Origin of the sequence: Pseudomonas sp. B40(2017), from assembly GCF_002112855.1 — a bacterium.
Lineage (GTDB): Bacteria > Pseudomonadota > Gammaproteobacteria > Pseudomonadales > Pseudomonadaceae > Aquipseudomonas > Aquipseudomonas pharyngis.
Window position 1 is genome coordinate 218380 of sequence record NZ_NEIT01000004.1, and the last position, 13340, is coordinate 231719.

The window sequence follows — 13340 nt, forward strand, 5'->3', positions numbered from 1 at the left end:
AAAAATCAGGAAATCTTCGGCAACGCTTCCGGTCGCGACCAGATCCACAGGTTGCCCAGGGTCATCCCCGCAATGGCCAGATAGGTTGGCCAGCCGTGATCGAGCATCATTAACATCAGCGTGGCGCACAGCAGCATGCTGACCGTGGCGCTGACCTTGGCCTTGCGGGCGATGATCTTGCCGTTGCGCCAGTTGCTCAGGATCGGCCCGAACAGTCGATGGTTTTCCAGCCAGGCACTCAGGCGCGGCGAACTGCGGGTCGCGGCCCAGGCGGCGAGCAGGATGAACTCGGTGGTCGGCAGGCCGGGCACGACGATGGCGACCAGGCCGATGCCGAGGCTGACATAGGCGAGCAGGCCGAACAGCAGGCGGGCGAGTCGGGAGGCGGCGGGTTGGGGCATGGGCTCGAAGTGCGTGAGGCGAAACGGGGATTCTACAGACTTGCTCGGTTCCCATGTGGGAGCGAGCCTGCTCGCGATGGCGGTATATCAGTCGACATCTGAATTGAATGTCAGGCCGCAATCGCTAGCAGGCTAGCTCCCACAATGGGCAGTCGGTGTGGCTTCAGGCCGGCTCGGCTTCTGTGGCGTAAGCCTGTTCCAGCAGCACGGTGAAGCGGTTGAACGCATCAATCGCGCCTTGCTCCACTTCGGCTTCTTCTTCAGCACTGAATTGCAGCGAATCGAGGGTACGCACGAAGCTTTTCCAGCCTTCTGCACGACCGCCTTCAGGTTCGCCCAGGTGACGGGCGCCGAAGGTTTCGCTCAGGTCCAGCGCGACAGCGCGTTTGATCAGGAACGCGGCGCCGAGCTTGGAGCCCTCGGAGACGAAGATCCAGCCCAGGGCGCGGGCCTTGCTCGGATTCTTCACGGCGCCGGCGACTGGCGCAGGCACTTCGGTGTCGAGGTCGGCGAGGTCGGCCCTGGCGGCTTCGGCGCGGCAGCGGGCCGGCAGGTCAGGGACGATGGCGGTCAGTTCGGCATCGTTGTACAGCGACACCAGTTCCGACTGGAACAGGTACTGCGCGACCACGAAACGGGCGAAGTTGGCGCGGGTCTCGAACGGCGCGTGGGCCTTGACCAGTGCATCGAGCTTGCTGTGCGGCTCGTGGGTGATCTGGTTCAGGCGTTGCGAACGCAGGGCTTTTTCCGGGGTGCTCATGAGATGTCCTTGAAAAGAAGAGGCGCTTGATAACGAGACGTACGGGCAAGCGCCGGACAGTAAAAAAACCTCACGGCGCGGCAATGCATGCGCGCCGTGAGGTCATCCGGATCAGATATCCCAGACCAGGTTGATCGCGAAGTTGCGACCCGGCTGGGTCAGGCGATCAAGGTTGGCCGGTTGTGTCACCGAAGCTTCGCCGACGCTGTCGTAACCGCGCACGTCATCCCACAGCCAGTACTTCTTGTCGGTCAGGTTGTAGATGCCGCCGCTGACGGTGACGTCGTCGGTGACCTTGTAATAACCGGCCAGATCGAGAATGCCGAAGCCCGGGGTCTTGAACTGACTGCTGACGCCATCCGGCGACTTGAAGTTGCTGTCGTCAACGCGGTCCTTTTTCTTGACCACGGTCCAGCTCAGCAGGCCGCCGTAGTTGTCCTGGTCGTAACCGAGGCCGAACACGCCGGTCAGCGGATTGACGCTGTTGAGCGGCTCGCCGTTGTCGTTGTTGCGTCCGTAGGCGTAGGCAATCGAGCCTTGGGTGTACAGGCCTTGCGGCGCGCCGAAGGAATCGAGATTCAGGCGACCTTTGACTTCGGCACCCTTGATGGTGGCGTGCTTGATGTTGCTCGACTGGAAGGTCAACTCGTCGTAGCCAGGGGTGACGGCGTCTTCGTTGATGAAGTCGCGGTACTTGTTATAGAACACCGCCACGTCGAACGAGCCTTGCTCGAAGTTGCCGCGCAGGCCGGTTTCATAGCTTTTGCTTTTTTCCGGTTCCAGGTCCGGGTTCGGCGCCACGTTGTAGCCGGTGGTGCTGTTCTCGAAGCGGCCGTACAGAGCTTTCGCGGTCGGTGTGCGGAAGCCTTCGGCGTACTGGCCGTACCAGGTGTAGTTCTCGGTCAGGGCGTAGGTCAGGCCGAATTTCGGCGAGACTTTGTGCCAGGTCTTGTTCGAATCACTGACCGTGCCATTGCCGTCGGCGGCCACGGTGTTGAGGAATTCCTGGGTGATGTGCGGCTTGAGCTGGGTGTAGTCGTAGCGCAGGCCCGGCAGGAAGGTCCAGTTGTTCCAGCTGATCTGATCCTGTGCGAACAGGCTGTAGGTGTTGATGGTCGGGTCCGGGAAGTCGCTGGATTTTTTCAGCACGTCAGCCGCGCTGGTGGCGCCGATGGCGGTGCAGCCGCGACCGACCGCCAGACACTTGCCGTCGCCGCTGCGCGAGCCAGTGACTTTCTGCTGCTTGATGGTGGTGCCGTAAGTCAGCACATGATCGGTGTCACCGATGGCGAATGCCTTGTCCAGTTGCGCGTCGAAGACCCACTGTTTCTCTTCGTAAATCGTGTCGCGGGTGCGCAGCACTTTGCGGGTGATCGGGTAGTAGAACTCGTCGGTGCTCTGATCGGTCTTGGCGGTCTGGTGGTTGAGGCTCCACTTCACGTTGTCCGCCAGCAGGCTGTTCAACTCGAAGCTGTGCTCCAGGCCGAAACGCTCGCGGGTGATGGTGTCGTTGCCGGTGCGCCACTGGTACATGCCGCCGGGCAGCACGCTGTCCGGGATTGTCGGGGCACCGTTGAAGTACGGGCCGCCGTAAGCACTTTTCTGATCGGTGTCGCGATCATCCTTGTACTTTTCGTAAGTCAGGCCCAGGCGCGACCCTTCGTTGTAGTTCCAGCCGATCTTGGCCAGCACGTTGCTGGCTTTCACGTCTTCCGGGTTGGCGGCGGTGCGCTCCAGGCCTGTGCCGTTGTTGCTGCCGTAGGAATCGGTTTCATGACCGTCGCGCTGGCTGTAATGCAGCAAGCCGTCGAACTGGTCGGCGCGACCGGCGACGGTGGCGGATTTCAGCCAGCTCTCGTCGGCGGAGCTGTAGCCGGTTTTCAGGCGGGCACCGACGTCTTTGCCGGGCTTGATGATGTCGTCCGGGTCGAGGGTGTAATAGCTCACGGCGCCGCCGATGGCGTTGCTGCCGTACAGCACTGAGGCCGGGCCACGGAGGATTTCGACGCGTTTGACGATTTCCGGGTCAACGTAGTTGCGCTGGGTCTTGGCGTACGGGCCATTGAAGAAACCGTCCGGCACTTCGACGCCGTCGACCTGAGTCAGAATCCGGTCGCCGTCGATGCCGCGAATGTTGTAGCCGCTGATCCCGCCGCGCTGGCCGGCGCCGCCGACGGAGACGCCCGGCTCGTAGCGCACCAGATCCTTGATGGTGTTGACGTTGTTGCGGTCCAGATCCTGACGGGTCTGCACGGTGACGGTGGCCGGCACGCTGTTGATCGACTGTTCCTGACGGGTGGCGCTGATGGTCACCTGATCAAGATTGAGTGCGCCGCCGCTGGCGCGTTTTTCCAGCACGACGTTGTTGTTGCTCAGTTTGCGGAAGCTCAGGTTGGTCCCCACCAACAGGCGCTCCAGGGCTTTTTCCGGTGGCAGCGAACCGCGCACGCCCGGCGACGACACGTCCTGACCCAGTTGCGCCGGCAAACCGACCTGCCAGCCCGTGACGGCGGTGAACGCATTGAGCGCCGACACCAGCGGCTGCTGGCCGATGGCGAACGAGTAGTCGCCCATGTTGCGCGCCGGCTGTTCGGTGGCGGCCATCAGCGGCGCGGTGCCGGCCATCAGGATGGCGGCGGTCAGCAGCGACAGCATGCGGGAAGGGGAAGAAGTCTGGCGGGTAAGGCGTGAGGACATCGATAGCGCTCCGTGTCGCACGAATCTTTATAGGTACTGATTGATCTCGCGAGATGCGAATCAATTGCATTGGCTATAACGAGACGAACGAGCTTCGGCTATCGAGTAAAAATAATTCTCATTTAGTTCAAGATCACCAGCGCCGGGAATTCCCGGAGCTTGGCCGAGGTGATGTGAGCAAGCGAGCGCACCACGTCCAGCGGCTGGTCGAGACGGTAATTGCCGGTGACGGCGACGTCGGCCAACTGTTCGTTGGTGTTGATGATGAAGCCCGGATAGTAACGGCGCAGTTCGGCCAGCACCTGGTTCAGCGGGCAGTTTTCGAAGATCAGCCGGCCCTGCACCCACGCCAGATCGGTGGCGGCGTCGACCTTGGCCGGACGGTCGAAACCGTTGGGACCGATGCGGATGCTTTCCCCGGCGGTCAGCCGCACCCGTGCGTCGTCGCGGGTCGCCCGCAAATCGACATCGCCGCGCTGCACCCGCACCTGCGCCACGCCGTCCAGATAACGCACGGCAAATGCGGTATCGCGCACGCTGGCTTTCACCGGGCCGGCATCGATTTCCAGCGGCTGGCTGCGGCTGGCCGGGATCTCGAAAAACGCTTCGCCCTGATACAGCCGCGCGACTCGCTGCTGATCGTTGATCGTGCTGGAGAACGCGGAATTGGTGTTGAGCAGGACTTTCGAACCGTCCTCGAGCTGCAGGCGCTGACGCTCGCCGACCACGGTCAGGTGATCGGCCTGCAATCGCATCGGCAGGTTGCTGAAACTGAACAGCCCGAGCAGCAGAACGGCGGCGGTGGCCAGCGGCTTCCAGTGCGGGCGCAAACGAGTGAGGACGGTGACTTTCTTCGGTTTGGTCGCGAGGTTCTGTGCGCACTGGGCGATCTGCGGGCCGTCCCAGATTGCCTGGGCCTTGGCGAACGCCTCGGCATTCAACGGGTCGGCCGCCAGCCAGGCATGGAATTGCCGGGTCTGCTCCTCGTCCGGACTGCCGAGCACGATGAGCCAGTCCAGAGCCTGGTCCATTGCGCTTGCAGCGTCCTGCGCCGATGAAGGCGAAGGGGAGCGGTGGATGTCCGTCACGGTGTTTCCTCGGCAGTGTCTGTGCACGGCTGTTTTTTTAGTGAAGCGTAAAAGTCGGGCAAGGGTAACAAAGCCCGATGATCAGTGCAGTCGATCCTGAGGTTTACAGAAAAGCCCTACGGCATCAGTCGTTGTTCAAGCGTTCGGCGACACCGATGCAGATGGTCATGATCAGTTTGAGTTCTTTCTGCACCGTGCTGAGAGAGACGCTCAGTTCTTCGGCGATTTCCTGATAGCTGTGCCCGTGCAGGCGGCTGAGGATGAAGATTTGCTGTTGGCGGGGGCTGAGTTCACCGAGGCTCACGTTCAGGCGCTCCAGCAATTGTTCGGCGTGGGCGGCGTCTTCGGCGCTGCTGGCGGGGGCGGCGACGCTGTGCACCACGTCTTGCGGCACGTCGTCGACCATGGTGCGCGAATGAATCTTGCGCGCACGCAAATGGTCCAGCGCCAGGTTGCGCGCGGTCTGGAAGACAAAGGGTTCAAGGTGATCGATGGCCCGTTCGCTCAGCGCCCGGGTGACGCGCAGGTAGGTTTCCTGCAACAGGTCTTCGGCGGTGCTGTGGTTGTTGACCATCCGTTCCAGAGTCCGCAGCAGCGACGTGCGTTGGGCGAGGAACACGTGATTGAAGTGTGATTGACTCACGGGAAGACCTGATCCATTTCGAGCGAATGATAATGCTTATCATCCGCCCGAGTGGTCAAGTGTTGATTTCAGATTGAAATCAAACCTGTGGGGGCAGGCGTTTATTCCGCGTTGCACAGCGCCAGGCAGTTATCGAGCATGCGGTTGGAGAAGCCCCACTCGTTGTCGTACCAAGCCAGGACTTTCAGCAGTTTGCCGGTGGATTTGGTGTGGTTGGCGTCGAAGATCGACGACAGCGGGTTGTGATTGAAGTCGCTCGATACCAGCGGCAGGGTGTTGTAGCCGAGGATCTTCGAATGCTGGCTCGCGGCTTTCATCAGTGCATTGACTTCATCGGCCGAGGCTTCGCGCTTCAACTGCACGGTCAGGTCAACCAGCGACACATTGATCACCGGCACGCGCACGGCCATGCCGGTCAGTTTGCCGGCCAGTTCCGGCAGCACCAGGCCCACGGCTTCGGCGGCACCGGTCTTGCTCGGAATCATGTTCTGGGTGGCGGAACGGGCGCGGTACGGGTCGGTGTGATAGACGTCGGTCAGGTTCTGGTCGTTGGTGTAGGCGTGAATCGTGGTCATCAGGCCGCTTTCGATGCCCAGTTCGCGGTGCAGCACCTGAGCCACCGGGGCCAGGCAGTTGGTGGTGCACGAGGCGTTGGAAATGATCTGATGCGACTGGCGCAGAATGTCGTGGTTCACGCCATAAACGACGGTGGCATCGGCGCCCTTGGCCGGGGCCGAGATAATCACTTTGCGTGCGCCGGCGGTAATATGCGCAGCGGCTTTGGCGCGGTCGGTGAACAGACCGGTGCATTCGAACACCACATCAATCTTTTCCGCGGCCCAGGGCAGGTCGGCCGGGTTGCGGATGGCGCTGACTGAAATGCGGTCGCCGTTGACGGTCAGACTCTCGTTGTCATGAGCCACTTCGGCGTCGAATGTGCCATGAACGGTGTCGTATTTGAGCAGATGCGCATTGATCGCGCTGTCGCCCAGATCGTTGATGGCGACGATCTGCAAATCCTGACGATAGCCTTGGGTATACAGTGCGCGCAGGACATTACGGCCGATGCGGCCAAAACCATTGATTGCGATTCGAAGAGTCATTGAACAGCGCCGCCGTCGTTTTGTTGTTGGAATTACAAGATTATTCGCATAAAAATAGAAAACAAGCCTTTTTAGTGGCAATATTTTGTTTTATCTACAACGAGTGACCTGAATCAACTGGTCCGAATGATCAAGAAAACCGTTCGTCATCCCACGCGAACGGGCTTTTGATCAGCATAGACAATCAGGTCGCCACATCCGTTAGCCTGGAGTTCTACACATGCATCCCCGCGTTCTTGAGGTCACCGAACGGCTTATCGCCCGCAGCCGCGCCACGCGTCAGGCTTACCTTGCACTGATTCGCGGCGCCGCCACCGACGGGCCGATGCGCGGCAAGCTGCAATGCGCCAACTTCGCCCACGGCGTGGCCGGGTGTGGCAGCGAAGACAAGCACAGCCTGCGGATGATGAACTCGGCGAACATCGCAATTGTTTCGTCATATAACGACATGCTCTCGGCGCATCAGCCGTACGAAGTCTTCCCGGAACAGATCAAGAACGCCCTGCGTGAAATCGGTTCGGTCGGCCAGTTCGCCGGCGGCACGCCTGCGATGTGCGACGGCGTGACCCAGGGTGAGCCGGGGATGGAGCTGAGCCTGCCGAGCCGCGAAGTGATCGCGATGTCGACGGCGGTGGCGCTGTCGCACAACATGTTCGACGGCGCGCTGATGCTCGGCATCTGCGACAAGATCGTGCCGGGCCTGATGATGGGCTCTCTGCGTTTCGGTCACCTGCCGACGATTTTCGTCCCGGGCGGGCCGATGGTCTCGGGGATTTCCAACAAGGAAAAAGCCGACGTGCGGCAGAAGTACGCCGAAGGCAAGGCAACCCGCGAAGAGCTGCTGGAATCGGAGATGAAGTCCTACCACAGCCCGGGCACCTGCACCTTCTACGGCACCGCCAACACCAACCAGTTGCTGATGGAGGTGATGGGCCTGCACTTGCCGGGCGCATCGTTCGTCAACCCGAACACGCCGCTGCGTGAGGCCCTGACTCGCGAAGCCGCGCATCAGGTCACGCGCCTGACCAAACAGAATGGCAACTTCCTGCCGATCGGCGAAATCGTCGACGAGAAGGCGCTGGTCAACTCGATCGTCGCGCTGCACGCCACCGGCGGCTCGACCAACCACACCCTGCATATGCCGGCCATCGCCATGGCGGCAGGCATTCAACTGACCTGGCAGGACATGGCCGACCTCTCCGAAGTCGTGCCGACCCTGAGCCACGTCTATCCGAACGGCAAGGCTGACATCAACCACTTCCAGGCGGCGGGCGGCATGTCGTTCCTGATCCGCGAACTGCTCGAAGCCGGTCTGCTGCACGAAGACGTCAACACCGTGCTCGGCCACGGCTTGAGCCAGTACACCAAGGAGCCGTTCCTCGATAACGGCAAGCTGGTGTGGCGCGAAGGCCCGACCGACAGCCTCGACGAAAACATCCTGCGTCCGGTGGCCCGTGCGTTCTCGGCAGAGGGCGGCTTGCGGGTGATGGAAGGCAACCTCGGTCGTGGCGTGATGAAGGTGTCCGCCGTGGCGCTGGAAAACCAGATCGTCGAAGCACCGGCCATGGTGTTCCAGGATCAGCAGGATCTGGCCGACGCCTTCAAGGCCGGTCTGCTGGAGAAGGATTTCGTTGCGGTGATGCGCTTCCAGGGCCCGCGCTCCAACGGCATGCCGGAGCTGCACAAGATGACGCCGTTCCTTGGTGTGCTGCAGGATCGCGGCTTCAAGGTGGCGCTGGTGACGGACGGGCGCATGTCCGGCGCGTCGGGGAAAATCCCGGCGGCCATTCACGTCAGTCCCGAGGCTTATGTCGGCGGCGCTTTGGCGCGCGTGCAAGAGGGCGATATCATCCGCGTCGATGGCGTCAAAGGCACTTTGGAACTCAAGGTGGACGCTGCCGAATTCGCAGCGCGCGAACCCGCCAAAGGCCTGTTGGGCAACAACATCGGCAGCGGTCGCGAGCTGTTTGGCTTCATGCGTTTGGCCTTCAGCTCGGCGGAGCAGGGCGCCAGCGCCTTCACTTCTGCCCTGGAGACGCTTAATTGAAACTGGCTTTGGTCGGTGACATCGGAGGCACCAACGCGCGGTTTGCGTTGTGGAAAGATCAGCAGCTCGAATCGGTTCAGGTGCTGGCCACGGCCGACCATGCCAGCCCGGAAGAGGCGATCAGCCTCTACCTGAGCGGGCTCGGTCTGGCGCCGGGCGCTATCGGCTCGGTGTGCCTGTCGGTGGCGGGGCCGGTGAGCGGCGATGAATTCAAATTCACCAACAACCACTGGCGCCTGAGCCGCAAGGCGTTCTGCCAGACCTTGCAGGTCGAGCAGTTGTTGCTGGTCAACGACTTCTCGGCCATGGCTTTGGGCATGACCCGTTTGCAGCCCGGCGAATTTCGCGTGGTCTGCGAAGGCACGCCTGAGCCATTGCGTCCGGCAGTGGTGATCGGCCCGGGCACTGGCCTGGGCGTCGGCACCTTGCTCGATCTGGGGGAAGGTCGGTTTGCCGCGTTGCCGGGAGAGGGCGGTCACGTCGATCTGCCGCTGAGCAGTCCGCGTGAAACCCAGCTCTGGCAGCACATCCACAACGAGATCGGCCACGTCAGCGCGGAAACCGCATTGAGCGGCGGCGGCTTGCCGCGGGTGTACCGGGCGATCTGCGCGGTGGATGGTCATGAACCGAAACTCGACACACCTGAGGCAATCACTGCGGCAGGTCTTGCAGGCGACCCGATTGCCCTGGAAGTGCTGGAGCAGTTCTGCTGCTGGCTCGGTCGCGTGGCCGGCAACAACGTGCTGACCACCGGCGGCCGTGGCGGGGTGTACATCGTGGGCGGCGTGATTCCGCGCTTTGCCGATTTCTTCCTCGAAAGCGGTTTCGCCCGCAGCTTCGCCGACAAGGGCTGCATGAGCGATTACTTCAAGGGGATTCCGGTGTGGCTGGTGACGGCACCGTACTCGGGGCTCGTCGGTGCAGGAGTGGCGCTCGAACAATCCGGTAAATGATCATTCCCACGCCGAGCGTGGGAACAATCAACACATCAGGCATAATCCGCCCAATTCCAACAACAAGGATGCCTTCGAAGTGAGCTCAGTCAACAAGTCGATTTTGTTGGTCGATGACGACCAGGAGATACGCGAGTTGCTGGAAACCTACCTGACCCGCGCGGGTTTTCAGGTACGGGCCACGGCGGATGGCGCCGGTTTTCGTCAGGCGCTGAACGAGGCTCCGAGCGATCTGGTGATCCTCGATGTGATGCTGCCCGATGAAGACGGCTTCAGCCTGTGCCGCTGGGTGCGCCAGCATCCGCGTCAGGCACAGGTGCCGATCATCATGCTCACCGCCAGTTCCGACGAAGCCGACCGGGTCATCGGCCTGGAGCTCGGCGCCGACGATTACCTCGGCAAACCTTTCAGCCCCCGCGAACTGCAAGCCCGGATCAAGGCCCTGCTGCGTCGCGCCCAATTCGGCCAGGAACGCGGCGGCAGTGAAGTGCTGGCGTTCGATGAATGGCGGCTGGACATGGTCAGCCATCGGCTGTTTCACGCCGACGGCGAGGAGGTGATTCTGTCCGGCGCCGACTTCGCCCTGTTGAAACTGTTTCTTGATCATCCCCAGGAAATCCTCGACCGCGACACCATCGGCAACGCCACCCGTGGCCGCGACCTGATGCCCCTCGACCGCATCGTCGACATGGCCGTCAGCCGTCTGCGCCAGCGTCTGCGCGACACCGAAAAACCGCCGCGCCTGATCCGCACCGTGCGTGGCAGCGGCTACCAACTGGCAGCCAATGTGGTTGCCGGCAATGGTCACTGAGTTCCTGCGCACCACCGCGCGCAAAGTGCCGATGCCGCGTTCGCTGCTTGGGCGAATGCTGCTGCTGACGTTGCTCGCGGTGTTGTTCGCCCAGACGCTGTCCAGCGTGATCTGGGTGTCCCAATTGCGTGCGACCCAGCTCGAAGGGCTGGTCACCAGCGCCCGCAGCCTCGCCCATTCGATGACCGCCAGCGTCAGTTATTTCCGCTCGTTGCCGGTGGCCTATCGGCCGCTGGTGCTCGATCAATTGCGCAGCATGGGCGGCACGCGTTTTGTGGTGACGCTGAATGACAAACCGCTGGGCATGGAAGTACTGCCGGTGACGCCGCGCAAGGCCGCGGTACTGAAAGCGGTGGATGAAGTGCTGCGTCAGTCGCTGGGCCAGGACACCGACATTCTGGTGACCTTCGTCAGCCCCGATGACCTACGGATCTTCAACGCCGGGTTGAAGCTCGATGAGTTGCCGCGTTCCTGGGCGCATTACGCGCTGACGCTGGAACCGGTGAATCCACCGGTGCTGGTGACCCAGATTCAGTTGGCGCCCGGTGAATGGCTGTACATCGCATCGCTGCTGCCCGAGCCCTACACCAGTCTCGAAGAGCAAGGCCTGCCGACCCAGCAGGTGTGGTTCATCGTCTTCACCAGCGGTTTTCTGTTGCTGTTCATCGGCCTGCTGGTGCACTGGCAGAGTCGGCCGCTCAAGCGTCTGGCACGGGCCGCGCGGGATTTGTCGCTGGGCGCCGATGTCGAGCCGGTGGCCGAGGGCGGCGGCAGCGAAGTGGTCGAAGTGGGTCGCGCCTTCAACACCATGCGCGAGCGGATCAGCCGTTACCTGACCGAGCGCAGCCAGTTGTTCAGCGCGATTTCCCATGATCTGCGTACACCGATTACGCGACTGCGCCTGCGGGTCGAACTGCTGGAAGACGAAAAACTGCAGACCAAATTCGGCCGTGATCTGGACGAGTTGGAGTTGCTCGTCAAAGGCGCACTGCAATGCGTGAAGGACACCGACATTCACGAAAACATCGAGCCGGTGGACCTGAACCATGTGCTCGACTGCCTGGTGGAGCCGTATCTGGCGCCGGCCGGCAATGGTCGCGTGACGCAGCAGGGCCGGGCGTTGGCGGCGTATCCAGGCAAGCCGCTGGCGCTCAAGCGTTGCATCGGCAATCTGATCGACAACGCGTTGAAGTACGGGCAGAACGCCCACCTGCACATCGATGACGATGATCGTGCGTTTGTGCTGCATGTCGACGATGAAGGGCCGGGCGTGCCGGAGCAGCGGCTGGAGCAGGTGTTCGAGCCGCACTTCCGCTTGGCGGGACAGCAGCAGGGTTACGGTCTCGGTTTGGGGATCGCCCGCAACATTGCCCATAGCCATGGCGGTGAAGTGACGCTGCAGAACCTGCGCGAAGGCGGATTGCGCGTGACCCTGCAATTACCGCGTTCGGCGGATTGATCTGATTGTCACCACTCGGTGACAAAACCCGCCCCCTTCGTTACAAGCCCCTCCCGGCCCGTTGTTTAGACTGCCCGCAGTCATAACAACAAAAAAGGCCACCCATGGATCATTTCAATCCGGGCTTCAGCAGTTGGCTGAACGCCCCTGCCCACCAGCAATGGCTCGCCGATGAAGGCCTGCGCCTGCTGGCGTTCGCCAAGGCTTCGCGACTGCCCGAAGGCTTCGGCAATCTCGATGAGCGCGGCCAGCTCCAGGCCGGCGCGCAAGCCGAAACCATGAACACCGCACGCATGACCCACAGCTTCGCCATGGCCCACATTCAGGGCCTGCCGGGGTTCGCCGAGCTGGTCGATCACGGCATTACAGCCCTGCGCGGTCCGTTGCGCGATGCGCTGCACGGCGGCTGGTTCGCCGTCGCCGAACACCGTGACGGCAACACCGGCAAGAACGCTTATCTGCATGCTTTCGTCGCTCTGGCGGCGAGTTCCGCAGTGGTCGCACAACGTCCGGGCGCGCAGGCGTTGCTGGATGACGCCATCGACATCATCGACACGTATTTCTGGAGCGAGGAAGAGGGCGCCATGCGCGAGTTCTTCAACCGCGACTGGCGCGAAGAAGAGGCCTATCGCGGCGCCAACAGCAACATGCACGCCACCGAAGCCTTCCTTGCCTTGGCCGATGTCACCGAAGACCCGCGCTGGCTGGTGCGTGCGCAACGCATCGTCGAGCGGGTGATTCACGGGCACGCCGCCGCCAACGATTACCTGGTGATCGAGCATTTCGACCGCAACTGGCAACCGCTGCGCGACTACAACCATGACAATCCCGCCGACGGTTTCCGTCCCTACGGGACCACGCCAGGCCACGGTTTCGAGTGGGCGCGGCTGTTGCTGCACCTCGAAGCCGCGCGGGTTCAGGCCGGCATGCTGACGCCCGGCTGGCTGGCCACCGATGCGCAAAAGCTGTTCGAACAAAACTGCCGCCATGGCTGGGATGTCGATGGTGCGCCGGGCATCGTCTATACCCTCGACTGGAACAACAAAGCGGTGGTGCGTCATCGCCTGCACTGGACCCACGCCGAGGCCAGCGCTGCCGCCAGTGCCTTGCTCAAACGCACCGGCGATGCGCAGTACGAAACCTGGTATCGCCTGTTCTGGGAATTTTGCGAAACGTATTTCATCGACCGCTGCGACGGCAGCTGGCATCACGAACTCGACCCGCAAAACCGTCCAAGTGCCGATATCTGGGCGGGCAAACCGGATCTGTACCACGCCTGGCAGGCCGTTCTGATCCCGCGTCTGCCGCTGGCACCGAGCATGGCCAGTGCTCTGGCACACCTGTCTCGAAGCGTTCCTGTGTAACCATGTGGTGACAT

The 13340-nt window shown here is 62.0% G+C and carries 11 protein-coding genes; 5 read left to right on the forward strand and 6 right to left on the reverse strand.

The features are described from left to right. Positions 1 to 5: 5 nt before the first annotated feature. The 6 genes from CAF76_RS11705 to gap form a co-directional block, all read right to left on the reverse strand. Entirely contained in the window at positions 6 to 401 is a 396-nt protein-coding gene (locus tag CAF76_RS11705; RefSeq protein ID WP_085647313.1) for a YbaN family protein, read from the reverse strand. Positions 402 to 564: 163 nt separating this feature from the next. Beyond that, positions 565 to 1161, reverse strand: coding sequence for a biliverdin-producing heme oxygenase (locus CAF76_RS11710; RefSeq protein WP_085647314.1), 597 nt, complete (start codon positions 1159 to 1161; stop codon positions 565 to 567). Positions 1162 to 1272: 111 nt separating this feature from the next. Then, entirely contained in the window at positions 1273 to 3858 is a 2586-nt protein-coding gene (locus CAF76_RS11715; protein ID WP_085647315.1) for a TonB-dependent receptor, read from the reverse strand. A gap of 122 nt (positions 3859 to 3980) precedes the next feature. Continuing rightward, a complete protein-coding gene (locus CAF76_RS11720; RefSeq protein WP_085647316.1) occupies positions 3981 to 4946 on the reverse strand; it encodes a FecR domain-containing protein in 966 nt (321 codons plus the stop codon). A 124-nt stretch (positions 4947 to 5070) separates the two neighbouring features. Next, the gene (locus CAF76_RS11725) at positions 5071 to 5589 is read right to left on the reverse strand and encodes an RNA polymerase sigma factor (RefSeq protein ID WP_064598955.1); all 519 of its coding nucleotides are present in this window, start codon (positions 5587 to 5589) and stop codon (positions 5071 to 5073) included. Positions 5590 to 5690: 101 nt separating this feature from the next. Then, positions 5691 to 6692 (reverse strand): type I glyceraldehyde-3-phosphate dehydrogenase, encoded by a 1002-nt coding sequence (gene gap / locus CAF76_RS11730; RefSeq protein ID WP_064598953.1) that lies wholly within the window; start codon positions 6690 to 6692, stop codon positions 5691 to 5693. Between the two features lie 220 nt (positions 6693 to 6912). On the opposite strand from gap, the gene edd reads away from it, so the two are divergent. The 5 genes from edd (at position 6913) to CAF76_RS11755 (ending at position 13326) form a co-directional block, all read left to right on the forward strand. Continuing rightward, positions 6913 to 8739, forward strand: a complete 1827-nt coding sequence (gene edd / locus CAF76_RS11735; RefSeq protein WP_064598951.1) for a phosphogluconate dehydratase — start codon at positions 6913 to 6915, stop codon at positions 8737 to 8739. Beyond that, positions 8736 to 9692: a glucokinase gene (locus CAF76_RS11740; RefSeq protein WP_085606579.1), complete on the forward strand. Its 957-nt coding sequence runs from the start codon at positions 8736 to 8738 to the stop codon at positions 9690 to 9692. The genes edd and CAF76_RS11740 overlap by 4 nt, the downstream gene beginning before the upstream one ends. A gap of 79 nt (positions 9693 to 9771) precedes the next feature. Then, the gene (locus tag CAF76_RS11745) at positions 9772 to 10503 is read left to right on the forward strand and encodes a response regulator (protein ID WP_011335612.1); all 732 of its coding nucleotides are present in this window, start codon (positions 9772 to 9774) and stop codon (positions 10501 to 10503) included. A 31-nt stretch (positions 10504 to 10534) separates the two neighbouring features. Continuing rightward, positions 10535 to 11962 carry an ATP-binding protein gene (locus CAF76_RS11750; protein ID WP_170928295.1) on the forward strand — a complete coding sequence of 476 codons (1428 nt, stop codon included), beginning with the start codon at positions 10535 to 10537 and terminating at the stop codon, positions 11960 to 11962. Between the two features lie 104 nt (positions 11963 to 12066). Beyond that, positions 12067 to 13326, forward strand: coding sequence for an AGE family epimerase/isomerase (locus CAF76_RS11755; RefSeq protein ID WP_085647317.1), 1260 nt, complete (start codon positions 12067 to 12069; stop codon positions 13324 to 13326). Positions 13327 to 13340 lie beyond the last annotated feature (14 nt).

What these genes read in the sequence shown, in the direction of transcription:
- CAF76_RS11755 (WP_085647317.1), top strand. Translation starts at nt 12,067, where the DNA reads ATGGATCATTTCAATCCGGGCTTCAGCAGTTGGCTGAACGCCCCTGCC.
- CAF76_RS11710 (WP_085647314.1), bottom strand. Translation starts at nt 1,161, where the DNA reads ATGAGCACCCCGGAAAAAGCCCTGCGTTCGCAACGCCTGAACCAGATC.
- CAF76_RS11705 (WP_085647313.1), bottom strand. Translation starts at nt 401, where the DNA reads ATGCCCCAACCCGCCGCCTCCCGACTCGCCCGCCTGCTGTTCGGCCTG.
- gap (WP_064598953.1), bottom strand. Translation starts at nt 6,692, where the DNA reads ATGACTCTTCGAATCGCAATCAATGGTTTTGGCCGCATCGGCCGTAAT.
- CAF76_RS11715 (WP_085647315.1), bottom strand. Translation starts at nt 3,858, where the DNA reads ATGTCCTCACGCCTTACCCGCCAGACTTCTTCCCCTTCCCGCATGCTG.
- CAF76_RS11750 (WP_170928295.1), top strand. Translation starts at nt 10,535, where the DNA reads ATGCCGCGTTCGCTGCTTGGGCGAATGCTGCTGCTGACGTTGCTCGCG.
- edd (WP_064598951.1), top strand. Translation starts at nt 6,913, where the DNA reads ATGCATCCCCGCGTTCTTGAGGTCACCGAACGGCTTATCGCCCGCAGC.